This window comes from Bradyrhizobium sp. IAR9, assembly GCF_013408065.1.
Lineage (GTDB): Bacteria > Pseudomonadota > Alphaproteobacteria > Rhizobiales > Xanthobacteraceae > Bradyrhizobium.
Genome location: NZ_JACBZW010000012.1, coordinates 25,369 through 48,807 on the forward strand (window position 1 = coordinate 25,369; position 23,439 = coordinate 48,807).

Consider the following 23,439-nt stretch of genomic DNA (forward strand, 5'->3'; position numbering starts at 1 on the left):
TGAAATGCAAGTTCTCTTTGGCACTTCCGTTCAAGCAAGTACGCAAAGGATAGCGCTAAGATGATTGATGCAACGCCGGCAAAGTACGGCCACCGTTCGCCACTCATTGAGCACTCCGTAGCAGAAGCGTTGGCAATCGTCGAACGGGGCTGATCCGGCTGTCAGCCCGTGCTCGTCGATCCAGGCTCCAATGCCAGTATCGCCGTTCGGGCGTGAATTATTCCCCGGCCTTGGTTCTGATAATGTACCGCTTTGATACTGCCGCCGCCCGGCCTCGTCAGATGTGAATTGGTTCACGTCCTGGCAAATGTTTTTGCTCGCCTCGCTCAACCTGAGCGGTCGCTTCTGCGACGGCGCAAGTGGCCTGTGTCGGCCTTGCACCGGCAGACCTCCTTCATGAAGCTGCCAAGGGTCGCCTTTGCCCCAGCGGTCCCTCTCAGGTTGGATCCGGAGCAAAATTGAACTAAGCTAACGGCCCCTTTGGGGACACCGCATGAAACGCCGACATTTCATGACGCTTGTGGGAGGAGCGGCATTGATTTGGCCGGCGCTGTCGCTTGGACAGCAATCGCCAAGGGTTTGGAAGATCGGGTATCTGGGATTTGGCGAAGCATCGAGCTGGGCGAGCGAAGTGAAGGCTTTCCGCGCCGGTCTTCGCGATCTAGGATACGTCGAGGGCAGGAATCTCAGAATTGATTTTCAATGGGCTGATCGAGTCGATCAAACCTTTGATCTCGCAAAGCAACTCATCGACAGGAAGGTCGACGTCATTTTCGCGCCTGCGTCCACCCAGGTAGGGCCCGCCCGGCGCGCAACTGCCACTATTCCCATCGTTTTCGCTCAGCACGCAGACCCGGTCGGGCTTGGAGACGTAACGAGCCTCCCGCGGCCCGGTGGCAATATAACGGGCATGTCCATGCTTCTCACAGAAGTGTCCGTGAAAGAACTCGAGATCTTGAAGGAAATACTTCCCGGTGCCAAGCGCGTCGGCTTGCTCTGGAATCCAACCACACCTTCGCATCCGACCGCTGTTGAGGCGGTCGATCGCGCAGCACGAACGCTCGGAGTGGAGCTCGTGCCTGCTTCAGCCAGCACCGTCTCAGAAGTTCAGGACGGATTTCAAGCCATGGCGCACAATCAATGCAACGGCGTTCTAGTCCTGTCATCGCCTCTATACACCGTGCAAGCTGAGCTGGTGGCCGAACTTCAAATGAAGCATCGGTTGCCTGCCATATTCGCAAATAGGGCCAACGTGAAGGCGGGCGGCCTGGCCAGCTACGGGGCGGATCTAGACGATCTCTATAAGCGTGCCGCCTTCTACATCGACAAAATCTTTAAGGGAGCTACGCCTGCTGAATTGCCGGTGGAGCAAGCTTCGAAATATTTCATGGTTCTCAACTCAAAGACGGCGAGGGCTCTGGGCGTCAATGTTTCCCCTATGCTGTTGGCCCGCGTAGATGAAGTAATCGAATGAGTCGCAAAGTTGCGATGCACGAGTCTGCTTGTGGCCCTTAGCCGAACGATGGTAATCCCGTCGTGATGTCCGTTATCGTCGGTAGAGCAGACGCGGGGCCGCGCTCGCCGGACGACCGCTTATGACCCCGTTGCAGAAGAAAGTCGGAGTTCTCTAAGCTCATGGCAGAGGCATTATTTGATTTAGATCAATTGGCCAATCGGTACCCGTCGAACTGTCGAGCCATGACGCCAACCGACGAACGAGGCCCAAACAGGGAGACACCTCCCGAACCTACGCGCCTTCAGGAGGCACGACGGGTCATCGAGGAATACATGGAAAGTCTGCGGGAGGTCATCAAGAAGCTCCGCCGCAAAATGAATTGAGGTGCTGTCCGTCCTAAGCCAATGGCCCAAGCGTCATTTGGTGCGGCGCAGTCAAGTCGCTCAATGACTTTGAAGATCAAATGCGTGCAGCTTTTTCCGGTTTAGAATGTTGATTTCGCGTTGGTTGGCCTCAGTAAACTCGAGTACGCCGGCCCGACGCAGTCGCGACAATGCACGGGAAACAGTTTCAATGGTCAGCCCAAGGTAGTCCGCAATATCACGGCGCGTCATTGGCAAGGCCATCACGCCGGTAGGGATGCTTCGCTGATCCATTTCTATTAAGAATGCCGCGACGCGCTCGACGGCATCCTTGCGACCCAGAAGAAGCATGTGATCTTCAGCATGTTGCAGATTTTTCGTGGTTAGGCCGAGTAGCTCTCGCGCGAGTACGCTGTCACTCTGAGCAGCATCATCAAGCCTGTGGCGCTTCAGGAGCCGTACGGTGGTCTGAACTATGGCTTCTGCTGTGAACCGGTGGAAATCACCGTTCACCAATCCAAAGATGTCCCCAGAGAGATGAAATGCGCCTATTTGTCGCCGCCCATCATTGAGCATTTTGTAGCTCCGAGCGGCTCCTAGCTTGATCTGGTATATATACTCGGCAGGCTCTCCCTCGCCGAAGATTTCAGTGCCTTTTTGGTAGGTGAACTCGCTCAGGCAAACGAGCTGGTTCGAACTGCTCGATATACCGAGATCACTGAGCGTGGTTGGCCGATTAGTCCCATCGGTTGAAGTGCGCACAAACATCGGCCCCCCAAATGTGCATGCTCTATACATTTCAGAGGCTAGTTCACGCCTGTCCTTATAGTCATTGTACTAAAGGACAAGACCCGATTGCTGCGCTGTTTGAGAGAAGTCCGAGAACTCTCGTAGCTAAAGTTTGGGATCATACCTTCGCGGCTTTCGGCACAAGGCAGAAGATGGCGTCCGAGGGGATGGAAGACGTCTGGTCATTGATGAGGGGCCCGACGGTCGCGTTACTTTGAGCCTCGAAAACTTACGATACGGCTCAAAGACGTCGTCCAGCCAAGCCAGTCCGAACGCAGTGATGCCACCTCTAACAAGCCCAACTGACGGACGGCGGACGTCTGCAATTGGCCCGATGGCGAAGTTCGGTTTGGCTCAGATATGGTCTTCTGATCGGGGCACACCGGAAGTGACATGGCGCCGGACGCGGCGGCGAGGTCAATATTATGATCAGTCGATTTCCATGTCCGCACTTCCGGCGTCGGCTGGGGCCCGCGAAATCCGCAATCGGCTTGGCCACGATTTTGGCCCGACGCAGTTGGACCATATCCGGCAACACGCGCCGCGACTGATACCGATCATGATCAAGTTCATCCATAACGATATCACCCCCGTGCTGGAGCAGCTGCGCATCCTCTGGACGACATCCAACGCGCGTCCATAATTTTACGCTGCCGCCGCGCGATCCTCTTTGTTGGCCCCGCGCATCGTCCAGATACCAGCGAAGGCGAACAGCGGACGATCCCCGCTAAGCGCGGACCAGACAACGGCCCTTCTTCTTGGTTTCGGGGTTCGGCTCCGAAAGTATGGGTCGGGAACTCTACTACTAGCAGCAGGGCATTGGGGCGTAGGCGCTACGAGCATCAAGCGTGGCGCGGCCGGCTTGTCAGAGTAGCCTATGCTCGGGGCTGCGCAGCGGTGAATGCCCATGAATCGCATTTTCCTCGCCATCATCGCTTTGACGTTGATATTACTTCTCGGCGCAATCAGCCGTCGTTGATCAAGTATGCTGACCTGTCTCACGACCGCACCGTTGGTTTCGTCGGCTCACGACAGAATAGCCGGCGAGAGCCCTCTGCTGCTCTTCTTGAGCAACATACGTTGCGGCGGGAACGAGGTGCAGTAAACCCTCGCTTATAATTCCGAGCGAGATCGGCCAAGCTGGAAGATTGGGAAGTCTCAGGAACGGTCTCATCAGGGTGGCGTTTCTGCACAATAGGCTGAGGGAGTCATCGACACAAACGTTGGAGAACCAAAGATGGCAAACCCGCGTCCGGAAGAGAGATCGACGCAAAACATGGAAGAAGCAGCCCGCCGTACAGGCGAGAGGGCTGCGGAGCAGACTACGCGCATCGGGCAAGCGCGGCTGAAGCCGGCGAAGAAGTGGCACGGGCCAGTGCTGATATGCTCAAGCAAAATGTTGAGACGTTACAGCAGACCTGGCGCTCCAGCCTCGAGGCGGCGACCTCACTAATGGGACGGTCAAGCCAGCAATTTAGCCGCACGCTTGGCTTATCTGAAGAAGATGCGCAAAAGGAAACGGCGGCAACCGAACGGTCAGCTCGCAACGCGCAGACGCTCCTTTACAGTGGTACAGCCGCCGCCAAATTGATGGGGGAATGTCCCAAGAGTACCTCCAGATGGTTCGTCAACAATTTGAGAAGCACATCGAGCACTTGAACAGGTTGTGGACCTGCCGAACTCCACAGGACTTTGCGGCGGTGCAGAGTGACATGGTACGGGAGACAGTGGAGACCGCTCTGGAAAGCAGCCGTCGTATTGCCGACTTGTCGCTCAAAATGGCTGACGATACCGGGAAGCAGATTAAAAAAACTATGGATCAGATCCCACGCTAAGCAGGGCGGACTTGTTCAACGGAGAGAGCGGCAGGGGGCAAGCCGCTCTTGCCGCCCCGGCGAATTCAGCGCGATTTTCGTTTGCGCGTTCGCTTGCGACTGAGGCGTTTGGCACGACGCCGGGTGGAAGCTGCGGCTTCAGCGCGATCTCTGCCGGGGCGAACTCGGCGTCGGCGATGGACATTCCGGGGCTTCCAATACTCAAGGCCCGCAGTGATTGCGGACGTACCGGGTCACACCCTACCGCGCAGGGGTCGCCATCTCCAGTATTTAGTTAAAAGAGAGTTAAGATTGATCGGGCCGGCTTCAGGCCGACTGCAGCAAGGGCGTGCGGACGATCAGGCGGACGAGATCATCGCGTGACGGATCTCGACCTCGGCGGCTCATTGATTTGACTCCAGGTAAGATTGCCGGCGTTTGCCGCGGCCTTCCTTCGGTATTGCTCAACAATCTTGTCTCCCGATGCGCCAGCCATCAGGCTTGTACCGGCCTTCGCTGCCGCCAGCACTTTTTCACTTACCATGCGCTGGGCTTCACGTTGGGCCGCTTTGCCACCGCGCATCAACTTCGCTAGGCGCAGTCCGATCACGCGATTGCTTTCTAGCCCCAGCATCATCCAGTTCCACATGCTGCGATATTCCTAGCAAGGCGAATAACTTCGGATCACATCAACGACCACGGTGTGCGCGGTGTTCAAAGCCGGGTGGCTTGCTACGGCGATGGTTCTAGGTTTCCTCGAGGGCGCGTGCGGGGCCCCGGTTATTTTCGTCCTCGAACTGATTAGGAGAAGGCGAGAAGCGCCCTCGCGCCGGACAACTGCGCGCTCAGGATCATCAACGCGATAGGGAGCAGCGGCCTCTGCCGAAAGGAATAAACATTCCAAATCTTCTGAAATTCGCACTCCTTTTGCGGGTTCGCTCCACGTCCCGCTCATATTTGAACCATTAAAGTGCTCGCGACGGCCTCCACAACTGGAGGAAGCGAGCACGTGCAAATGAGGACCAGATCGAAATGCGGGTACTAATCGTCGACGACCATCCCGTTGTCCTGACCGGCTGCCGGGCCTTGTTCGCTTCGGACCCTTCCGTCACGATCCTGGAGGCTTCCGATGCAAAGGAGGGCCACCGTGTGTACTTGCAGAAGCATCCCGACGTCACCGTGGTTGACGTGTGGCTTCCCGACCTTACCGGCTTCGAGTTGACCCGGCGAATCCGCTGGGATGATCCTGCCGCCAAAATAGTCATGCTCAGCGAGAGTGAGGATCCGGCGTTCGTGATGCGCGCTGTGGAGATGGACATTCAGGGATATGTCTCAAAGAGCGATGATCTCCGGCTCCTGGCCAAGGCCATTCGGAAGGTTGCAGCCGGGGAGCGCTTCGTCTCACCGCGTCTGGCGGAAGCGACGACGTTCGCGGGCGCGGCGATCAAGGCCAGTCCCTTGACGCAGATGAGCCCACGCGAACTTGAGATCCTGCGGCATTTGGGGCGTGGCGACCGCATTTCAGAAGTCGCGTCCGAACTCGGCATCTCCTATAAAACCGTTGCCAACACGACCTCCATGCTGAAGTCCAAGCTCGGCGCTAGAAATCACTCCGACCTGGTCCGGATCGCAGTCGAGATCGATTTGCACCGGTGACCGGGATTCTGCTTTTGGCAGTTTTCACGCAGCAGCGACATCGGAGAGAGTCCTGCTCACTGTTGGCACTTGAGCGGCACGACCTCTGACGCGCGCGCGCGACGGCGAAGAGGGCGAGCCATATGAAGTTATCCCCACGAACTGATTGAACTCATCGTCAGAAGCGTCCGCACGACCCCCATTAGACAATTTGGAACCCAATCGGCCGAGCGGAGTTAAGTCGCCGCTTCTCATGTTGTGTTGCGAGGCCGAGCGAGGGAAGCCCATGCGTCGCATTCGACTTGTAATAGCAGATCGACGTCCCATTGTTCTGCAGGGTTTTGCATCGCTACTCGGAGCGCAGCCCGATTTCGAAGTAGTTGCGTGCTGTCTTGATGGAGCTAGTTGCCCTGCGGCGATTCGTAGCTTGACGCCCGACGTGGTGTTACTGGAGGACGGGTTCACCGATGTAACCGCGTCCGATATCCTCGCTGTCGTGGACGACGAAGCCCTTTCCTCCCGGCTGGTGTTCTTCACTGCGACTGTCGCCTGCGGCAATCTTGCCAGGGCACTGGCGACCGGTACTTGCGGTGCGATTTCGATGAACGCCAAGCCAGAAGCGCTGGTGCAGTTCCTGAGGCTGGGAAAACCGGGGTCAGACCTGGCGAGTGTCGGCAACGAAGCTAATGGTATCGCCTCGTTCGGCAATAATGTTCTGGCGCTTCTGACCGTCAACGAGCGGACGATCATGGATCTCATCGCCGAAGGTTTGTCGGACAGTGAAATTGCTCGGGTGTTCGGTGTCTCTTTGGGGATCGTTAGGACTCACATCGACCACGCGCGCCAAAAGCTTGGAATCAACAGCCGGCACGAGCTCGCCGCGCTGGCACTGTCGCGCCGTTATGGCGCGATGAGTATTCTGACAGTTGCGATCCTGGCAGCGTTGGATGTTCGCCCGGTCACGCCGCAACCGAAAGTTCCACGATCAAGGTCGCAAATGGCGGCGCGGAGATCGTCACCTTTAAAATCAGCCGCAAGGAAGCTGTATCAGGTGGCACCCCGGCCAGAGGCGCGAGCAAGGACCGCGCCGGCGCCGCAACTGGGACGTCATCGTCGACCGGCAAACTCGTCGACCCCGTGGCCGAGGTTGCCGCGAGCCAATTTGCGCAGGCAGCACTCAACGCGCCGAGGCCGGGTTCGAGCAGCTACAGCATCTTCATGGTTGCAGCTTTCGCCGCCTTGATCTACGAGCTCGATGGTGTCAGCCACGCCGCGCAGGCGTTCGATTTCGGCGATGACATTGTCACTTCATCTACCGCAAGCGACGCCAACGGACTGACATCCGCACTTCCCGGCTTCGCAAATTCCGGCGGCACGGCCGTGTACGATAGGGCATTCGAGTTCGCCCAAGGCGATACAATCGCCACAGACGGCAGCGAGCTTTATGTCGGCAATGCCCATGGGGAGGATAGCGGCAGTGCCCGAGAAATTCCTATTCCCCGAGGTTCCGGAACCGTTGATGTTGTTGCGGCGGCCGCGAGCGAAGCCTCGCAAAGTGACCCAACGCAGACAGGCCGGGATAACGGATCAAATCAGGGAACCGATTTGCGCGCTTCCGACAACAGCTCCGAAGCCGCTAAGCGTGAGGCCCCGGGAGACGATTTAAATCACGGTCAATCGCAGAAGGCCCTGCATGAATCCGACAACGCCTCCGGAGCCGCCAAGGGGCACGCCAAGCATGAGGCCCCGGGAGAAGATTCGAATCGCGAACAGGCGTACGGCGATTTGCAGACTTTTGAAGATGGCTCCGCGGCCGGCAAGCAACACGCACAGCATCCACAGGCAAGTGATTTAGATACTGGCAAACCGCAGCAGAATATACCAACGGCGTTGGTAAATTCTGCCAACGACGCACATTCGGCCTTGAAGATTAAGACTGAAGGAAGGGGCGGGCCTTCTTCCGAAAACGCAGATCAGGCCAAATCAGCCGTTGGGACCGAGCTTGGCGATTCCTTTCGTTTTAAGAGTGGCGCCGACAATACGTCTTCAGAAATGTATGACCTTCAACAACTGAGCCACGGAAATCGCAAAGCCTATGGAGATGGTCAGCATTCCGTTGCACGCGAGGGGCCGGAGCTGGTCCAGGATGCTGACGGAATTGTTATTGCAGATGCGCACCACGATCACTCATGGCACGCCAATCTCCATGCGGCTCACGATCTGATTGTTTAGCAATTCACTAATCCCACGGCCGGGTCGTGGTTCAAACGCTTTTTTGCCCTGCTGACATCGCAATGCGCAGTTGACGCGATCATCCCCGAGACGCTCAAGTGCTACGATGATGGAGGAATCGAACAGTAGGAAATCGCTGCATTCTGTCTAGTGCTCGACCTGTTCAATCATGCCGCCGCCGAAAGGCGAGCCGGCGCTGCAGAGCGGCACCTCCGATCAAGCGCCGACGGAAGTCCCAACCCCAAGCTTAGAGGGGCCCAGAAAACTTGACCTGGACGTGACAGAAAAGAAAAAAGCCGCCCTGCGGCGGCCAGTTTCAGAAACTTCCTTCTTCTATTTATTTCTTGAGGGCGTCAGCGGCATCCCGCGCGGCGTCCTTCACGTCTCCCGCAGCGTTGTGGGCGGATCCCTTGGCCTTATCCATCTTGCTTTCGGCCTCCAGGTCCTTGTCGCCAGTAAGCTTGCCTGCACCCTCTTTGATCGCGCCTTTTGCCTTGTCGGCGGCGCCCTTTACATGTTCACGGTCCATGATCGTTATCCTTTCTTGCCCGAAGACGAACACAACGAAACCGTTGCGCGGTCGTTCCTGCGAGACGCGCACCTCTCGTGCACATCAAGATTTGGCCGTGCCGGCGGGCGAAGAACATAGATTGCGTTCGATCCTGCAAGCTTCTGCGTGAAATGTGTCAACGCTGCGGTCGCAAGTGTTCACCAGTGCGGAAATGTTCGGGATGCGCACGTTGATGAAGCGGCGGGGCCTGGGAGAAACAGCCACGCGATACCTATCTCTGGTATTGCTCATCGTACTGCCAGTTATATCGATACCTGCTGCCGCCCAGCAGAAAACCGAGGCGACGTCACAATCCGGTGTTGCTCAAAATGTGCAAACTGAAGCTGATAAAGGCGTAAAAGCCCGCAATTCCGGCAAATCCGGCTATGTTGGCGATCAGGACCTGCCTGGCGCGGCTTCTCATGCAGCGGGCGAGACAACCAACACGGGCGGACTACAACGGGTAGCAGTGCGCCAGTTAGTCAATCAAACATCATAGCTCGCAGGCCGACTACAACGCTTCCTTGAAGGATGGCTCTGCGCCAAAGAAATAGCCGCCTTTGACGACCGCCTTGGAAGAGAGATCGCCGGCCATCTGTCAGCGGCACCATGAACCAGCTATGAGCGAAGATATAGCGGGGAGAGAGGCGAAATGCTTCTTTGAAGTGGGCTTCAGTCTCAGCCCTGCGACCCATATACAGCTTGGCGCCGCCAATTTGCGCCTCGGCCAAATTGCAATCCAGCGCCAACGCTCTTTCAAACTCAGCGATGCCCTGAACCACGCGGTTGGTGCAGACTAGCACGCACCCCAAGGCCAGGCATAGGCACGCAAACTTTCGGACTACTTTCTATCCTGGTTCGAGCCCAGGCCTGGTCTCCAGTCGCTTGGGGCGTGTTCATCCCTTCTGGAGCACAGCCGACAAGCCTGGACCATCGTTCAAGATCGAAAAAACTTCCCGCGGCGACAGATGGGCAGCCGCCTGCTCGAAGCTATCGCTCGCATCGATCTTAGCGCGGCCGACCGCCAGGTTGGCGTCGATCATGTCGGGACGGGCGGCGCGAGGAGGCGGCAACTGCGCGAGGTGGAAGGCTAAGAGCGCGGCGCTTTCGCGCAGCTCCACCAAAGCGGGTTTGATGCCGATCTCCGCCACCGCGCCCAATTCGTTGGCCCGGAGCAGCACCGCAGGCGGCTCTCGGTCTTCAGGAGTGACAAACAGCTGGCTGGACGCGGGCTTGGCCGTCAGCGCTCCGATGGGAACGGCGAACAGCAGTCCAATGATGACTGGCGACATCCACAGCAGAAGGGGCAGCGAAACGGCGTATGCGCTTGCCGCCATCGCAATGCCGCACAAGGTCGGGATGCCGTACCTCCGATAGAGCTCGCGGCGCTCCACCGTGCCGTCGTCCCGCCTTTGCGTCTGCCAGCCGGCGTCGCGGCCGGCCAGAATCTCTACGACCGCGATCGATTGAAAGATCATCATCACTGGCGCCATCAATGCGGAGACGATCACCTCCGCGAAAACTCCGGCCGAGGCACGCAACGCGCCGCCGAATTGACGTCTCACCGAGCCTCGCATCCAAACGAGCGCAAGGCTGAGCAGCTTCGGCAAGAGCAGAAGTCCCATCGTTGCGACGAACACCCAAATGGCGAGCACGGGATCCTGGGCGGGCCAAGTCGGAAACAACGAGAAACCCTTCGGAAAATACTCCGGACGCACGAAGCGAGCCTGCAACGAGGTCAGCATCCCTAGCAGCAGGAACAGCAGCCACAGAGGTGCTGTCAAATATGCCCCGATCCCCACCATAAAATGCAGGCGCGACACCCAGTGGAGACCGCGAGCAGGCACGACAGCGAGATGCTGAAGATTGCCCTGACACCAGCGTCGGTCCCGCGCCGCGAAGTCGAGCAGCGAGGGTGGTACCTCTTCGTAGCTTCCGCCGAGCGTCGGCTGCATGTAGATGCCCCATCCGGCCCGCCGCATCAGCGCAGCCTCGACGAAATCATGGCTTAGGATGTGCCCACCGAACGGCTTGCGCCCGCGCAGCTGTGGCAGCGCCGCCGCTTCGGCGAACGCCTTCACCCGGATGATCGCGTTGTGACCCCAGTAGTTGCCTTCGGAGCCGTGCCACCAGGCGACGCCGGCGGCGATCATCGGCCCGTACAGCCGGCCCGCGAATTGCTGGACGCGGCTGAACAGACTTCGCGCGTTGACGATCATCGGGAGTGTCTGGACGAGCCCGGCGCTCGGATTGCTCTCGATGGCATGGACCAATCGGACAATGGTCTGCCCGCTCATGAGACTATCAGCGTCGAGCACGATCATGAAGTCGTAGACGCCGCCGAACCGCGTGATCCACTCGGAGATGTTGCCGGCCTTCCGGGCCGTGTTGTCGGCGCGGTGACGATAGTATAGCCGCGTTCCCACGGCCTGACGCAGCGCGAGCAGAGCTTTCTCTTCCGCGACCCAGATATCCGGATCAGTGCTGTCGCTCAGAACGTACCAGTCGAACAGCTTTCCGTGCGAGGTCGTCTCCAAGGATTCAAAGATCGCACGAAGCCGCGCGGCCAATCGATGCGGGTCTTCGTTATAGGTGGGAAGCAGCATGGCGGTGCGGCTTGTGATGGTCAGCAGTTCCGCGCCGGGCACCAAGGCGCCTTCGTCCCGACGATGGGCCAGCAGCACAAAAAAGCCGGCGAGTGAGGAGGCGAACGAAAACGCAACCCAAGCGAGCAAGACCAGGAAGATCGCCAGCACCATGGCTTCGAGGACCGTGACGCCGCCGACCTCCAGCACGCGATACATCTCGTACCCGCCCGCGCCCGTGAGCACCGCCGTCGAGAGCAGAATCAGGCCGCGCCGCCCAGCCATCGTGGTGGCAATCGGCGCAGGAGCACGGTCCGAGGCCGGGTTCTTTCCGAGGTCGCCAGGAGCCATCGGAAGCGGCGACTCGCGCGGCAGCAGGCGTTGGTTCGTGATATCGCCCCCTGTCGATCGCGTGGCTCGGCTCAGGGTGCCCATCGGTAGACCCAGACTTCGGACAAGGGCTTGTCGCCCTCGGTCAGAAACGCCCGCAGTTCGATCGGCTCTCCTTTCACTTGGCACTGGAAGCTCAGCCGCCATCCACCCGTATAGGGGTTGGGCTGCGTGACGATGTTCTTCACCTCGGACTTATCAGCCTTCACCACGCCTTTGACGCCGGCAGGATCGATGCCCTTCAGATTCTCACCGACCAGGTCGAGGACGAAGAGGCGCGTGTCCTCGCCCCTCGCGCCTATCCCGCTTCGCGTGAAGCGGGCGAGCGAATGCGCCTTCGGGCTATCCGGCCCCCAATGCAGTCGATAGGTGTAGTTGTGTTCGCCCTTGGCCTGAAGCGGGTTCTTTGGCCACCAGAATGCGGCGATGTTGTCGTGGACCTCTTCCTTGGTCGGGATCTCGAACAGCATGACGCCGCCCTCGCCCCAATCCCCGATCGGCTCCATCCAGAGACTCGGGCGTTTTTCGAAGCTGGACTCGATGTCCTGATAAGCGAAGAAATTTCGCTCTCGCTGCATCAGCCCGAATCCGCGGGGATTGAGATCCTTAAAGGTGCTGATCTGCAGATCGCGGGGGTTGCTTAGCGGCCGCCAGAGGCTTTCGCCCTTCCCATTGAAGATCGCAAGGCCGTCGGAATCGTGGACCGATGGCCGGAAGTCGTCGATGTCGTTGCGGTCGTTCGGACCGTAGAAGAACATGCTGGTCATGGGCGCGAGCCCGGCCCGCTGAACTTCGACGCGCGGGTAGACCGACATTTCGACGTCGAACACAGTGGTTTCGCCCGGCCGCACGGTGAAGCGGTAGCTCGCCGCGCAACTTTTGCTATCGAGCAAGGCATGGACGACCATCGAGGTCGCGCCCGGCGCCGGCCGCTCGAGCCAGAACGCCTTGAACAGTGGAAATTCCTCCCCCTTGGCTTCGCCGGTATCGATCGAAAGTCCTCGGGCGGAGAGCCCGTACGTCTGCCCCTTGGCCACGGCTCGGAAATAGCTCGCGCCCAGGAAGACGCAAACCTCGTCGTAATAGTCGGCGCGATTCAAGGGCACGTGGATGCGGAAGCCGGCGAACCCGAGGTCAGCCTCCTCGAACGCCGGGACCTTCTCGCCAAATGAAAAGTCTTCCTTGCGGTACTTGAGTTCGGTGGCCCTTCCGTCCACGACCTCGAAGATGGTCACCCGGTTTTTGTAGAAGAAGCCGCGATGGAAGAACTGCGCTTCGAACGGAAGTTTCTTACCGCGCCAGAGCGCGCGTTCGGGCAGGAAACGGATGGAACGGTACTGATCGTAATCGAGATCCTTCAAGCCGCTCGGCAGCTTCTCGTCCGGCGCCTCGTGGGGTTTGCCCGCCAGCATACGGGCGAGGTCCCTCACGGTGGAGGGACCGAACGCGCCCTCCGGCAGGCCAGCAGCAGCGAAACTGCTCCGCGAAGCGAGCAACAACGCCGGCAGCAACGCCGACCCTCGAACAAGCTGGCGTCGGTTCACGGGTTCTCCTACTCGCTACTGCTGTTGCGGCCAAGCAACGGCCACCGCGCCCGCGAGTTCCACCCGACCGGCCATCCCTGGCGGGAAGCTGCCCAATCACGGGCGTCCGCCGGAAGCCGGGGTTCCGGGTGCCTCAAAACGAGCTCCTTGATCAAGTTCAACGGCTGCGCGCCGCGATCAATGCGGCAGGCGCCGCGATCGCGCGGGGTCAATTACCGCCAGAAACGGGACTCGCGCATGCGTTCGCGATTTGCCCGGTCTCTTGCTATCAACGTCCTTGACTTCCGACGCGGTCGCGCAGTCTGGCGTGAGGGCTGTCCACGGTAACAATGGCTGATGGCAGCCCCAACGGTAAGAGGGACAGAGGCCGTTGAGCCTGTAGTGGATCGATAACGGGCGCGGAACTGGCCGATTGCCAAGTTTCCAGTGCCATTCATCAACGTCTGATCAAGCTGCCTTGGCCCCCCTGCCAGCGGCCCCAGCTCCACGCACCTCTGGAGTTGGGGCTTTTTTTAACCGAGACTAGCGCGCACCTGTTCGAATGGATCCCTTCGCCAAGCTTGCAGGCACCAAAGTTAGGTCAACCGCGATCCTGAGCGGACATGTCGTTTCTGCTCCCCTTTCGGCGAACGCCTCTGACCTTCACGGATGCCCGCTGAGCGCCGCTTGACCCATTGCAGACATGCTCCCCTATCATCCTAAGGGAGTGGACGATGTGTACACTTTAGCACTTTAAGTCAGCGGCCCATTCGGAGGAGTAGGCTCTTCTCATGGAAAGAGAACTTCGCCGCCTCGAACGGAACGCCCGTCATCAAGCAGCTATGTCTGCTGACGAGCGCACAAGGGCTGCACTACTAGAAATCGCTGAAGAATACCGTTTGCGCGCGGAATTCTTGGAATCGGGGAACCGCCAGCCGGGTTGACTCCCCCGCGCCTGAACAACACTATCTGCCATCATCGCCCGGTCCGTGGCTTCAATCGGTGACTGAGAGACCCGTTGTGCTCCCTCCTACTCAGATAGGGAGCAGAGGGTCATGCCGATTTCACGCATGGTTACGAACATCGATCTCACCGGCGAACAACAACACGTTCTTGAACTGGCCTTCAACCACGCCCTCCGCAAGTTGGAATTGGTAGATCGAAGCGATCCGCTCTGTGATCTCCTCGCCAAGAGGATGATCGAAATTCATATGCGCGGCGTTACTGATGCGGTAGCATTGGCCGAAATCACCGTTCGAGAAATCAGAGCGTCGAAACCGTAGGAACTCTTGGCCCGCGGCTCAGATTGGCCGCCTCCCTGGGGCCAAGCGCACGTCAGTCAACGTATCTCGTCTCGGTTAGATCGGTTTTGTAACGTGACGCCCCGCATTAGCGCGGGTAACCTCGCTCTATGAGCGAAACATGAGCAACCTCCTCGAACGAGCCGACGAAGCCATTGCTGAGAGCCGAAGGCTGCAAAGGCAGAACCAGTCCCTCATTGCAGAGAGCCGTTACTGGTTTCAGCACCGAGCGGGTGAAGGTCCACCCCCCAAGTAGTCCTGAGAGGACCGAGTGAAGGTCCGCTTGTGGCCCTGAGCCGAACAACGAACGCGCCGTCGCCACGTCGGCTGTTTAAGGGAGACCTGACCTTGCGCGAGTGCTGAGCAGCTTTTGACCCCAGCCGTCCTGCGCCACGCTCCGCATTTGCGACGCAGCATTTGCACACGCTGTGGGTACAACCATCGAAACGTGATACTCTGCGGAACCGGCGGGAGTTCATAGCGGGCACCGCGGCAATACTCGTTTCGCCAAGGCGTTCGGGGGCGCAGGGGATACCTCGGCGAATTGGTTTCCTCGGCGCTTGGGCGGATGAGCCGGCTAGCGATCCAGCTCACGCCGCATGGCTCAGGGGCTTGCGCGAGAAGGGCTGGATCGAGGGCAAGAACCTGCTTGTCGAATATCGTTATGCCCGGGATCGACTGCCAGCTTTAGCCGCCGAATTGATCGCTCTAGCTCCCGATCTGCGCGAACTGGTCTCTGGCGCCTCGAAGGTTGCGATCCTAGTCAATCCGGATAACCCCATACACCGGTTGGCATTAGCCGAGGAGATACCCCGCACAGCGCGAGGGTTAAGCATGGCTCTGCCGATTGTCGAGGCAACCAAGGCCGAAGAACTCGACACCGCCTTTGCCTCGGCCTCCGCCCAGCGCGCCGTTGCAATCATTGTCCTTGGCGATTATTTGACTGTTTTCGAGTCTCCGCGAGTGATCGCACTTGCGGCCGAACCTCAACTGCCCGCGATTCATCTCTTTCGGCAATTCGCCAATTTGGTCGTCTACGGTCCTGATTTAGCCGACATCTGGCGTCGTGCAGGCAGCTATCTCGATAAGATCCTCAAAGGCACCAAGCCTGCCGATCTGCCGGTAGAGCAGCCAACCAAACTCGAACTCGTAAGAAGACTGCCAAGGCGCTTGGCCTCACTGTGCCGCCCTCGCTGCTGAGCCGTGCTGACGATGACGAGGTGATCGAATGAAGCGCGGTTTGCTGCGATGCGTGAGTCCGGAAGTGGCCCATCGGCGAAGTTGCGTAACTTGCACGACAACAGCGCCCGTTACAGCGCTAAAATTTTTCGTCACCCTCCTGAAACTTTTTTGCTCGTGGCAGATTTTTTGATCGCCGCAGACATGGCGGCGGGGGCGCCTTCGGGGCCCCGCAATCAAGGCGGGCGCCGGAAGGTGTCCGGGGCCAGCTCGTATCCAACTTGCTCTTTGGAGGACTTGGCTATGAGGTATGATTGGACTCCCCTGTGGAGGTCGACCATTGGGTTCGACCACCTGTTTGACGTTCTCGACGAGGTCCAGCGGACCGCCGAAGAGACTTATCCCCCTTATAACATCGAGCGGCTCGACGAGAACCGCTTCCAAATCTCGGTGGCGCTCGCCGGCTTCTCACCGGACGAGGTGGGCCTTACGATGGAGCGGAATGTCCTGACGTTGGAAGGCCATAAGGCCGAGAAGGACGAGAAGACCTTTCTGCATCGCGGAATGTCGACACGATCGTTCAAGCGCCAGTTCACCCTGGCTGACCACGTCGAGGTCAAAGGCGCGCACTTCGAGAACGGTCTGTTGGTCATCGAGCTTCAACGCGAGATTCCCGAGGCCATGAAGCCGCGGCGCATCGCCATCGCTGGCGCAAGCGCCGGGCAAGTCAAGCAGATCGAGGGCAAGGCCGCCTGACCTACCCGCGGCTGGGTTCCGACCGTCGCCGCGCGGGTGCGCGGCCACCTTAATGCGTCTTATGATGGGAGGTTAGCCATGCGGACGACGCCCGCACGCGACAACGTCTTCGATTTCAATGCTCTTCTTCACCCCGGCGCGGTGTTCTCGCATCCGGGCGAGGTCGTCGCTGACCCGAATTTGAGTCTGGCCGAGAAGCGCGCCATCCTTGCGTCATGGGCCTCTGATGCCTCGGCGATCGCGTCCTGTCCAGCGTTACGCTCGCCGGACGGACTAACGGAGCCGGTTCATATCGACGAGATTCTGGAAGCGCTACGCGCGCTAGACGGAAACGGACCGCGCAACCCAAACCGCCGGGGGTAAGCCGATGCGTCTGCGCTCGACCGAACGTTGCGCAGCGGCGTGAGCGAGGGTCTGCAAATGATTCCATGATTGACGTCACACAGTTGCTTCCAGGTCGCTTCTATTGGGTCCTTGTGCGCTCAAGCACGAAAACTCCCGAGTGGCAGCCGGCACGCTTCACCGGCGCTACTTGCCAAGGCGACGGCGCCACGTGGGACTTCATCGGCTTCAATCGCGACGTCGGTCATCATTTCGTCGAGGTCGTCGACATCGGCGCAGAACTACTGTCCCAAACGGTCGCGTTAAGATGCCTACGAAGCCTAGCGACAGCGCAGCTATCGATCCGCTGCGCGGATTCCCTATGTCTGTACAATCGCTGCGGCCCTGGCCTTTCTGCGGCGGTTCGGAGGTTTGAATCAACGGCGACATCGATCCAAAATTCGTAGTATGTAAGGAATGTTCAGCTTTCGGGCCCAATGCGCCGACCGTTAGGCAGGCGGCCGAGCGCTGGAACAAACGCATCAGCCCCTAAGGCGAAGTCAACCCTCCGGCTATCTAGCTCTCAATCAGCGGCCGAACAACCAGGCTTAGAGCGTGGCGGTCGCCGCTGCCGCGCGCTGTGCCAAGAGATCATCTCGTCCATCACCTGTTTGCCACGCGCAAATCCGCCAACGTGCCTGCTCCGCGCCGCTCAATCTCCGCATACGGGATTCAGCCGCAGCGATGTCCGCTCGTGGCTCGTGGCTGACCTTCGATTACGGCCCAGAGACGTCCGGTTTTGGTAGATGCCGAACTTCGTCGAGCGAGCTGCCGAGAGCTGGATTTTCCGCAAAGGCGACGTGATGCGTCGCAGTTTGACTGCGCCAACTTGCGCAACATCTTCTGCGCTTCGGCGACGAGCTTGGCGCAGGTCCAATGTCAGGACAGCTGACGTGCCACGCCGGCCAGGTCCGTCTCTGGTTTTTTCCGAGACGGAATTCCATAGTTGGCCTGAGTGAACAGGTCTAGAATGCGCGCCTCGCAAGGTTAGTTCTCGCGTGGAGGCAGGTCATGATGAAGACGCCATTCGCACTCGTGGCTACGGCTGTGCTGGGCTTTTCGTTTGCGCAACCTTCGTTGGCAGAATCGGACAGCGATCAGCTCGGCACGGTGCATTTCGAAACGTCGTGCAAGCCAGAGGCGCAGAAGCTTTTCGACCGCGGGATGCTGTACCAGCACTCGTTCTGGTACCGCGCGTCGCAGCACGCGTTCGGAGATGCTCTGAAGGCCGATCCGGAGTGCGGCATCGCCTATTGGGGCATTGCCCTCAGCCTCTTGTGGAATCCTCACGTTCCCACCCCCGCGAAAAACCTCGCCGAGGGCGCTGACGCGATCGCAAAAGGGAAGCTCATGGGCGCGAAGACCCAGCGCGAACGTGACTACCTCGATGCGCTCAGCGCCATGTACGCCGACCACGACAAGGTCGATCATCGTACGCGCATGCTGGCTTACGCCAAGGCCATGGAGCAACTTGCGCACCGCTATCAAGACGATGACGAAGCGCAGATCTACTATGCGCTGGCCCTAAACACCTCGGCGTCGCCGGCCGACAAAGCCTATACCAACCAGCTCAAGGGTGCGGCAATCCTTGAGCCGATCGCAATACGTCAGCCCCAACATCCCGGCGTGGCGCACTATTTGATCCATCTTTACGATTATCCGCCAATTGCCGAGAAAGGGCTCGAGGCTGCGCGACGCTACGCCAAGGTCGCACCAGCGGCCGCACACGCCCAGCATATGCCGTCCCACATCTTTACCCGCGTCGGTTACTGGAAGGAGTCGATTGCTTCCAATATCGAATCGTCGCGTGTGGCGAGAGCGGACAAAGAGGGCCACGATCAGCTGCATGCAATGGACTACCTGGTCTACGCCTATCTGCAACTCGGGCAGGACGAGAAGGCAGCAGCCGTTGTCGAGGAGATGAAGGGGGTCACGGGCTTCACCGAGACTTTTATCGCCGGGCCATACGCGCTGGCCGCCTCGCCGGCACGCTATGCAGTGGAGCGCGGCGATTGGAAGGCTGCTGCGGCGCTTGAGGTTCGTCCCAGCCCGCTGCCTCACGTGCAGGCGGTAACCTATTTCGTGCGGGCGCTGGGCGCCGCCCGTGCGGGCGAACCAGAAGCCGCCAAGGCCGATATCGCCAAACTCGCCGAACTGCGCGACAAGTTGCGTGCCTCCAGGGACACCTATTGGGCGGAACAAGTCGAAATTGAGCGGCAGGTTGCGACGGCCTGGCAGCTTTACGCCGAAGACAAACGTGACGCTGCGCTGAACGCGATGAGTGCCGCCGCCGCTGCCGAGGACAAGACGGAGAAGCATCCGGTCACGCCGGGAGTGCCTAAACCGGCGCGCGAACTCTATGGAGAAATGCTGCTTGAGAGCGGCAAGGCCAATGAAGCACTTGGGGCATTTGAAGCAACGCTGGGGAAGGAGCCAAACCGGCTCGGCGCTTACGTAGGCGCAGCCAGGGCGGCGGAAAAGTCCGGCGAATCCAACAAGGCTCAGCAATACTATAACAAGGTCATAGCGATCGCTGATGCAGCCGATAGTACCCGAACCGAAGTTGCCGAGGCGCGGGCATTTGTGATGAAGCGCTGAGAAACGGGCACGTGAGGCATGGGAGCACACGTGAAATCAATATTGCTGGCGATCATTCTGGGCGCTCTTGCGAGTGCGGGACACGCTCAATCGCTCCAGCTTGTCGGATATTCCGGCCACCTCGGCGAATGGGAGTTGACAGCCACCGTCACGGAAGCGGGCTCCGACCACGTCATAAAGGAATACTCCGGACCATTGACGATGAAGCACGTCGGATTGTGCACTCAGGATGGTCCGGAGGAGAGGGTCGGCGAAATACGCCTTCGCATGTCAGTGTTGACATCGCAATTGAACGCGACGTTTTCGTTTTCTGGTGTCGAATGCACCTATAGCGGACGGCTGTCAGATTACTACACAGGCACAATGAATTGCCCTGATCAGCAGCCGGTTCCGCTCAAGCTCTGGGTAAAATAGTTGCGTCGGGAAATAGCCTGGTTCTTGGGGGAAGGAACGGGCACTGCGCTGATCGCGAGTTAAGAGAAGTCACACCTCGGCAGTTGCAGAACGGCGCGTCGGAGCGCTGACGAACGATTTTGCGATCGCATGTGCCCGGTCGATGAAAAGCTGAACAACCGGGCTGACGGTGCGGTTCTTCAAACGAAAGATGGCGATCGGCATTGGTTGGATAAGCAGATCGATCGGCAGCACCTTGAGCGAGCGATGCTGGGTGGTAAACCACAGCACCGAGTCATGGAGAATTGTCAAAAACCGTCCGGTCCCCAGCAAATGCAAGCGCAGCTGCGTCGAGAATGAGGTGATGCTCGGCTTGGGTAATTCCAAACCATGTGCGCAGAAGCCTTTCTCAATATATGAGTTGACGACACTGTTCGTGGGGAAAGATATCCAGGGTTCGTTCATCAATTCGGTTAGCGTGATCTTGCGGCGGCGAGCCCATCGACTATCTGCACTTGCCACAAGGCGGAAGGCGTCCTGGCAGAGAACGTCCACGGCCACGTCCTCCTCGGACACTGGCTTGAAGAGGCGCCCCAGCAGCAGATCAACGCTGCGCTCCCGCAACTCTCGAAACTCCTGTTCGCCGGGCTGCGCTGCGATTACAGACACGGACACTTTGGGATATCGCCGGGACAGCTCATCGAGAACGGCAGGCACAAATCCGGCCATCAATGACTCTGGAACGCCGATCCGGACTTCTCCGGCTGTCGGATCGGCCAAAAATTCGATGTCTTTAATTCCTTGCTTCAGCTCATCGAAGATTACGTCCCCGCGCTTAAGTAATGCACGAGCGTAAATCGTAGGCTCGACACCTCTTCGGCTTCGATCAAGAAGGCGTACTCCCAACGTGCCCTCCAGGCTAGCGATCGCCTCTGATACTGCAGGCTGAGACATTCCGAGATAAGCCGCACCCTTGGCCATACTGCCTCGGTGAACCACGGTAAAAAGGATGTGCAGGTCCCGCAATTTGAGCCGACGACTGAGGCGGCTCTCCCAGTTCAGGATCGGGCTGGCCATCGACCTTCCCTATACCGATAGAGGAAAATTCCCGGTTCTCTTTATATCAAATCGCGCGGACTATGCAGCCGCACTCTCGCGTGCCCCCGTTCAGCGAGGAGGAAAGCGCCATGAGCCGGCTTGGCACATTCGCATTGACCGCTATCGCGCTTCTATGGCTTGTCTTGCCCTCGGGCGATGCGGCCGGACAGCACGAAGCGTTAAAAGAGCAACTCGTCGGCACTTGGGCCTACGTGACGGTCGATGTTGTCCGTCCCGAGGGTAGTCGAGTGCCGCTGTACGGCCCAAACCCGTCAGGCCTCGCAAGCTTTGATGCCAACGGCCGCTATCTGCTGCTCACTGCCCGCACTGGCATACCCAAATTCGCTTCCAACAATCGCAATGAAGGCACCGCCGAGGAGAATAAGGCCGTTGTGCAAGGCTCAATTGCTCACTTCGTCTCGGAGAGAATGCCCACCTGCGGCGCGCCGATGCGCGCTTGCCACTGCCCGCGCGAGGCGCTGTGCCGCCACTGCTGGAGGCCGTAGGCCACCGCATCCGCGGCGCTGCCGAATTGATGAATCGCTGGCTTGAGCTCCCTGACGTTCTTCCCAAGCGAAGCGCCCATTGACTAAAGGCGGCGGGGTCGTGCGGATCGATTGTGGGATGCGGCTCGTGCAAATGTCTCGGCTGCGCCTCAATTCGTGTGTGTGCTGTTAAAACAGCGATTGTGAATGGTTGCTCTGCTTAGATCTGTTGACCATGAGGCGCCGTTAACTTTCGTTATGAAGCGGATCTTCGGGCGACAGCCGAAGTACGCAACGAGCATCCAAAACCGGGCGAGGTCGTCAGAGTAAACTGAGTAAGCAACTGGACAAGGCCAAGCTGGGCCGACATTCCTCGCCGCGCGCCTCTGCCCATTCAACGATCGTCCGAGATCAACCTTAGTTGTTGCATATCCTCATCAAATTAAGAAAAGAAACGCGATGGGATTTAAGCGCAGGCGGACCCTCGCAATAGCGGCCGGTTTGCAGCGAGCCGCTGCGCTCGATGCCCATAAACATGTATCTGGACTCAGTCGCTTCCTTGCTGCGATCGAAGCTGTTCGGGATCGGCAGGATGCTTCGGCTCCCATCTCCTCGATCACCGCAAGTCACTGCTGCTGGTGCATCGTGTCGTGCGCAATGAGGTAGCTCAGCATGTCCTGCATGCCGGTGTCGCTCGTCGAATTGTAGAGACGTCCGACGAGCGTGCGTCCGGTGGATTTGGCCGCGACGTTGCAATACATGTCGGCCCGAGATTGCAGCTGGCGTAGATGTGCGAGCAGTCGAACGGCACGCCTTCGCAATTGGCTGGGACCGACAGGCCGGTCGAGAGCAAATGCCGATGCAACATTCCCTCAACGACGACGCCTCGGGTCGTCACCGACTTTTAGCTGGGATGCGAAGACAAGTAGCAATCGGTTGCCCAGCAATCGACCTTGAATATCGACGAACGTCTTATGTATGCCGTGAGGAATCCAGGTTAGCAGTTTCGATGTCGGTCCTGATCTTGTCGCAGGCAAAGCTCGACAACGAAGAGGCGATAGCGAACCACGTTGAGGACTGTTTTCATTTGAAAACAGCCGCTAAATTATTGAACTTATTAGAAGGCATTTGAGCCCCTTTTCCAGACCCGCTTTGAAGTCATTGAAATCACGCAGGTGTTGGTTCCGCCATTCGGAGGTTCGATCCTTCCCGCAGCAGCCAGCCTCGAGGTCGCGGCTCTATCTTGTAGCTCCATCTCGCCGAGGTCTTGCACGCCGGACGTCGGCCTCGCGGTAGTCAATTGCGCGACGTCGGGGCAGCCAAGCTATAGGAACCGCTCGCCGGGGCGCCGGTTTCCACGTCATGAAGAAGCCCTTAGCGCCCCGTCCAAAAGCTGCACCCGGGCTGACGCCGGCTCTCGAGCGGAATATCCACGCTCTGGTCGAACGAAGGAAGCGCGAGCAATCCGACGCGTCTATTCAGCAAAAGGTCGCCGATGCGATTACTTCGTTCACCGGCAGCATGCAGTTTGTTTACCTGCACTTATTCGCTTTTGGATTTTGGATAGCCGCAAACCTCGGATGGCTTCCAGGAATTGTGCCATGGGATCAGAGCTTTGTAGTGCTCGCTATGATTGCCTCTGTAGAGGCAATCTTTCTTTCGACCTTTGTTCTGATCTCTCAAAATCGTATGGCGGCCGAAGCGGATAGAAGAGCGGAGTTGGATCTGCAGATCAGTCTCCTCACCGAACATGAGATCACGAAGGTGGTCGCGCTCCTGGATGAAATGGCCCGAAAAATGGAGATAGATTCCCGGCAGAACGAAGAGCTTCAGGAAGCCGCCTCAGATATCGCGCCGGAGCGCGTTCTCGACAAGATCGAAGAGAGCAAGGACTAAGCGGGCGCAACAGCGC

General features: G+C 58.8%; 22 protein-coding genes and 2 pseudogenes. 15 read left to right on the plus strand and 9 right to left on the minus strand.

Annotation, left to right across the window (positions count from 1 at the left end):
- Nucleotides 1-493 precede the first annotated feature (493 nt).
- On the plus strand, nucleotides 494-1,474 hold the full coding sequence (locus GGD67_RS27425) for an ABC transporter substrate-binding protein (protein ID WP_179737254.1): 981 nt from the start codon (nucleotides 494-496) through the stop codon (nucleotides 1,472-1,474).
- A 425-nt stretch (nucleotides 1,475-1,899) separates the two neighbouring features.
- Here GGD67_RS27425 and GGD67_RS27430 read toward each other — a convergent pair whose 3' ends face one another.
- Nucleotides 1,900-2,586, minus strand: a complete 687-nt coding sequence (locus tag GGD67_RS27430; RefSeq protein ID WP_179737256.1) for a helix-turn-helix domain-containing protein — start codon at nucleotides 2,584-2,586, stop codon at nucleotides 1,900-1,902.
- Between the two features lie 355 nt (nucleotides 2,587-2,941).
- Between GGD67_RS27430 and GGD67_RS27435 the strand changes: the two genes are divergently transcribed.
- The gene (locus tag GGD67_RS27435; RefSeq protein ID WP_179737258.1) at nucleotides 2,942-3,250 is read left to right on the plus strand and encodes a hypothetical protein; all 309 of its coding nucleotides are present in this window, start codon (nucleotides 2,942-2,944) and stop codon (nucleotides 3,248-3,250) included.
- A gap of 976 nt (nucleotides 3,251-4,226) precedes the next feature.
- Complete coding sequence (locus tag GGD67_RS27440; protein WP_246784196.1) at nucleotides 4,227-4,442, plus strand: phasin family protein; 216 nt, start codon at nucleotides 4,227-4,229, stop codon at nucleotides 4,440-4,442.
- On the opposite strand, the gene GGD67_RS27445 is transcribed toward GGD67_RS27440, so the two are convergent.
- Together GGD67_RS27445 and GGD67_RS27450 are read right to left on the minus strand one after the other, a co-directional pair.
- Nucleotides 4,420-4,626, minus strand: coding sequence for a hypothetical protein (locus GGD67_RS27445; protein ID WP_179737205.1), 207 nt, complete (start codon nucleotides 4,624-4,626; stop codon nucleotides 4,420-4,422). The genes GGD67_RS27440 and GGD67_RS27445 overlap by 23 nt on opposite strands.
- 168 nt (nucleotides 4,627-4,794) lie before the next feature.
- Nucleotides 4,795-5,070, minus strand: coding sequence for a hypothetical protein (locus GGD67_RS27450; RefSeq protein ID WP_179737261.1), 276 nt, complete (start codon nucleotides 5,068-5,070; stop codon nucleotides 4,795-4,797).
- 383 nt (nucleotides 5,071-5,453) lie between these two features.
- On the opposite strand from GGD67_RS27450, the gene GGD67_RS27455 reads away from it, so the two are divergent.
- The 3 genes from GGD67_RS27455 to GGD67_RS27465 all read left to right on the plus strand — a co-directional run bounded on the left by GGD67_RS27455 (nucleotide 5,454) and on the right by GGD67_RS27465 (nucleotide 8,288).
- The gene (locus GGD67_RS27455; RefSeq protein WP_179737263.1) at nucleotides 5,454-6,077 is read left to right on the plus strand and encodes a response regulator transcription factor; all 624 of its coding nucleotides are present in this window, start codon (nucleotides 5,454-5,456) and stop codon (nucleotides 6,075-6,077) included.
- Nucleotides 6,078-6,483: 406 nt separating this feature from the next.
- Entirely contained in the window at nucleotides 6,484-7,299 is an 816-nt protein-coding gene (locus tag GGD67_RS27460) for a LuxR C-terminal-related transcriptional regulator (protein ID WP_179737265.1), read from the plus strand.
- Complete coding sequence (locus GGD67_RS27465; protein WP_179737267.1) at nucleotides 7,194-8,288, plus strand: hypothetical protein; 1,095 nt, start codon at nucleotides 7,194-7,196, stop codon at nucleotides 8,286-8,288. The genes GGD67_RS27460 and GGD67_RS27465 overlap by 106 nt, the downstream gene beginning before the upstream one ends.
- A 337-nt stretch (nucleotides 8,289-8,625) precedes the next feature.
- Here GGD67_RS27465 and GGD67_RS27470 read toward each other — a convergent pair whose 3' ends face one another.
- Nucleotides 8,626-8,817 (minus strand): CsbD family protein, encoded by a 192-nt coding sequence (locus GGD67_RS27470; RefSeq protein WP_179737269.1) that lies wholly within the window; start codon nucleotides 8,815-8,817, stop codon nucleotides 8,626-8,628.
- Between the two features lie 202 nt (nucleotides 8,818-9,019).
- Between GGD67_RS27470 and GGD67_RS27475 the strand changes: the two genes are divergently transcribed.
- The gene (locus GGD67_RS27475) at nucleotides 9,020-9,337 is read left to right on the plus strand and encodes a hypothetical protein (RefSeq protein ID WP_179737207.1); all 318 of its coding nucleotides are present in this window, start codon (nucleotides 9,020-9,022) and stop codon (nucleotides 9,335-9,337) included.
- Here the strand turns inward: GGD67_RS27475 and GGD67_RS40210 are convergent.
- The 3 genes from GGD67_RS40210 to GGD67_RS27490 form a co-directional block, all read right to left on the minus strand.
- On the minus strand, nucleotides 9,321-9,620 hold the full coding sequence (locus GGD67_RS40210) for a hypothetical protein (RefSeq protein WP_179737272.1): 300 nt from the start codon (nucleotides 9,618-9,620) through the stop codon (nucleotides 9,321-9,323). The two genes, GGD67_RS27475 and GGD67_RS40210, sit on opposite strands and share 17 nt — an antisense overlap.
- 114 nt (nucleotides 9,621-9,734) lie before the next feature.
- Nucleotides 9,735-11,858 (minus strand): glucans biosynthesis glucosyltransferase MdoH, encoded by a 2,124-nt coding sequence (mdoH, locus tag GGD67_RS27485; protein ID WP_179737274.1) that lies wholly within the window; start codon nucleotides 11,856-11,858, stop codon nucleotides 9,735-9,737.
- Nucleotides 11,846-13,357, minus strand: coding sequence for a glucan biosynthesis protein G (locus GGD67_RS27490; protein ID WP_179737276.1), 1,512 nt, complete (start codon nucleotides 13,355-13,357; stop codon nucleotides 11,846-11,848). The genes mdoH and GGD67_RS27490 overlap by 13 nt, the downstream gene beginning before the upstream one ends.
- A gap of 1,034 nt (nucleotides 13,358-14,391) precedes the next feature.
- Here GGD67_RS27490 and GGD67_RS27495 point away from each other — a divergent pair.
- The 6 genes and pseudogenes from GGD67_RS27495 (at nucleotide 14,392) to GGD67_RS27520 (ending at nucleotide 19,965) form a co-directional block, all read left to right on the plus strand.
- Nucleotides 14,392-14,619, plus strand: coding sequence for a hypothetical protein (locus tag GGD67_RS27495; protein WP_179737278.1), 228 nt, complete (start codon nucleotides 14,392-14,394; stop codon nucleotides 14,617-14,619).
- A gap of 630 nt (nucleotides 14,620-15,249) precedes the next feature.
- The gene (locus tag GGD67_RS27500) at nucleotides 15,250-15,837 is read left to right on the plus strand and encodes an ABC transporter substrate binding protein (RefSeq protein ID WP_246784197.1); all 588 of its coding nucleotides are present in this window, start codon (nucleotides 15,250-15,252) and stop codon (nucleotides 15,835-15,837) included.
- 282 nt (nucleotides 15,838-16,119) lie between these two features.
- Entirely contained in the window at nucleotides 16,120-16,572 is a 453-nt protein-coding gene (locus tag GGD67_RS27505; RefSeq protein WP_179737541.1) for an Hsp20 family protein, read from the plus strand.
- Between the two features lie 78 nt (nucleotides 16,573-16,650).
- A pseudogene (locus tag GGD67_RS27510) lies at nucleotides 16,651-16,978 on the plus strand (hypothetical protein).
- 986 nt (nucleotides 16,979-17,964) lie between these two features.
- Nucleotides 17,965-19,551 carry a lipopolysaccharide assembly protein LapB gene (locus GGD67_RS27515; protein WP_179737280.1) on the plus strand — a complete coding sequence of 529 codons (1,587 nt, stop codon included), beginning with the start codon at nucleotides 17,965-17,967 and terminating at the stop codon, nucleotides 19,549-19,551.
- 30 nt (nucleotides 19,552-19,581) lie between these two features.
- Nucleotides 19,582-19,965: a hypothetical protein gene (locus tag GGD67_RS27520; RefSeq protein WP_179737282.1), complete on the plus strand. Its 384-nt coding sequence runs from the start codon at nucleotides 19,582-19,584 to the stop codon at nucleotides 19,963-19,965.
- Nucleotides 19,966-20,034: 69 nt separating this feature from the next.
- Here GGD67_RS27520 and GGD67_RS27525 read toward each other — a convergent pair whose 3' ends face one another.
- Nucleotides 20,035-21,021, minus strand: coding sequence for a LysR family transcriptional regulator (locus tag GGD67_RS27525; protein WP_179737284.1), 987 nt, complete (start codon nucleotides 21,019-21,021; stop codon nucleotides 20,035-20,037).
- 110 nt (nucleotides 21,022-21,131) lie between these two features.
- Between GGD67_RS27525 and GGD67_RS27530 the strand changes: the two genes are divergently transcribed.
- Complete coding sequence (locus GGD67_RS27530; RefSeq protein WP_179737294.1) at nucleotides 21,132-21,548, plus strand: lipocalin-like domain-containing protein; 417 nt, start codon at nucleotides 21,132-21,134, stop codon at nucleotides 21,546-21,548.
- Nucleotides 21,549-22,004: 456 nt separating this feature from the next.
- Here the strand turns inward: GGD67_RS27530 and GGD67_RS27535 are convergent.
- Nucleotides 22,005-22,407, minus strand: a pseudogene (locus GGD67_RS27535) (manganese catalase family protein); the annotation flags it as partial.
- 482 nt (nucleotides 22,408-22,889) lie between these two features.
- Here GGD67_RS27535 and GGD67_RS27540 point away from each other — a divergent pair.
- On the plus strand, nucleotides 22,890-23,423 hold the full coding sequence (locus tag GGD67_RS27540) for a DUF1003 domain-containing protein (protein WP_179737296.1): 534 nt from the start codon (nucleotides 22,890-22,892) through the stop codon (nucleotides 23,421-23,423).
- The last annotated feature ends 16 nt before the right edge of the window (nucleotides 23,424-23,439 follow it).

Coding starts and splice junctions, on each gene's coding strand:
- GGD67_RS27425 (WP_179737254.1), top strand. CDS start 494: ATGAAACGCCGACATTTCATGACGCTTGTGGGAGGAGCGGCATTGATT.
- GGD67_RS27430 (WP_179737256.1), bottom strand. CDS start 2,586: ATGTTTGTGCGCACTTCAACCGATGGGACTAATCGGCCAACCACGCTC.
- GGD67_RS27435 (WP_179737258.1), top strand. CDS start 2,942: ATGGCGAAGTTCGGTTTGGCTCAGATATGGTCTTCTGATCGGGGCACA.
- GGD67_RS27440 (WP_246784196.1), top strand. CDS start 4,227: ATGGTTCGTCAACAATTTGAGAAGCACATCGAGCACTTGAACAGGTTG.
- GGD67_RS27445 (WP_179737205.1), bottom strand. CDS start 4,626: ATGTCCATCGCCGACGCCGAGTTCGCCCCGGCAGAGATCGCGCTGAAG.
- GGD67_RS27450 (WP_179737261.1), bottom strand. CDS start 5,070: ATGTGGAACTGGATGATGCTGGGGCTAGAAAGCAATCGCGTGATCGGA.
- GGD67_RS27455 (WP_179737263.1), top strand. CDS start 5,454: ATGCGGGTACTAATCGTCGACGACCATCCCGTTGTCCTGACCGGCTGC.
- GGD67_RS27470 (WP_179737269.1), bottom strand. CDS start 8,817: ATGGACCGTGAACATGTAAAGGGCGCCGCCGACAAGGCAAAAGGCGCG.
- GGD67_RS27475 (WP_179737207.1), top strand. CDS start 9,020: ATGCGCACGTTGATGAAGCGGCGGGGCCTGGGAGAAACAGCCACGCGA.
- mdoH (WP_179737274.1), bottom strand. CDS start 11,858: ATGGGCACCCTGAGCCGAGCCACGCGATCGACAGGGGGCGATATCACG.
- GGD67_RS27495 (WP_179737278.1), top strand. CDS start 14,392: ATGCCGATTTCACGCATGGTTACGAACATCGATCTCACCGGCGAACAA.
- GGD67_RS27505 (WP_179737541.1), top strand. CDS start 16,120: ATGAGGTATGATTGGACTCCCCTGTGGAGGTCGACCATTGGGTTCGAC.
- GGD67_RS27515 (WP_179737280.1), top strand. CDS start 17,965: ATGATGAAGACGCCATTCGCACTCGTGGCTACGGCTGTGCTGGGCTTT.
- GGD67_RS27525 (WP_179737284.1), bottom strand. CDS start 21,021: ATGGCCAGCCCGATCCTGAACTGGGAGAGCCGCCTCAGTCGTCGGCTC.
- GGD67_RS27530 (WP_179737294.1), top strand. CDS start 21,132: ATGAGCCGGCTTGGCACATTCGCATTGACCGCTATCGCGCTTCTATGG.
- GGD67_RS27540 (WP_179737296.1), top strand. CDS start 22,890: ATGAAGAAGCCCTTAGCGCCCCGTCCAAAAGCTGCACCCGGGCTGACG.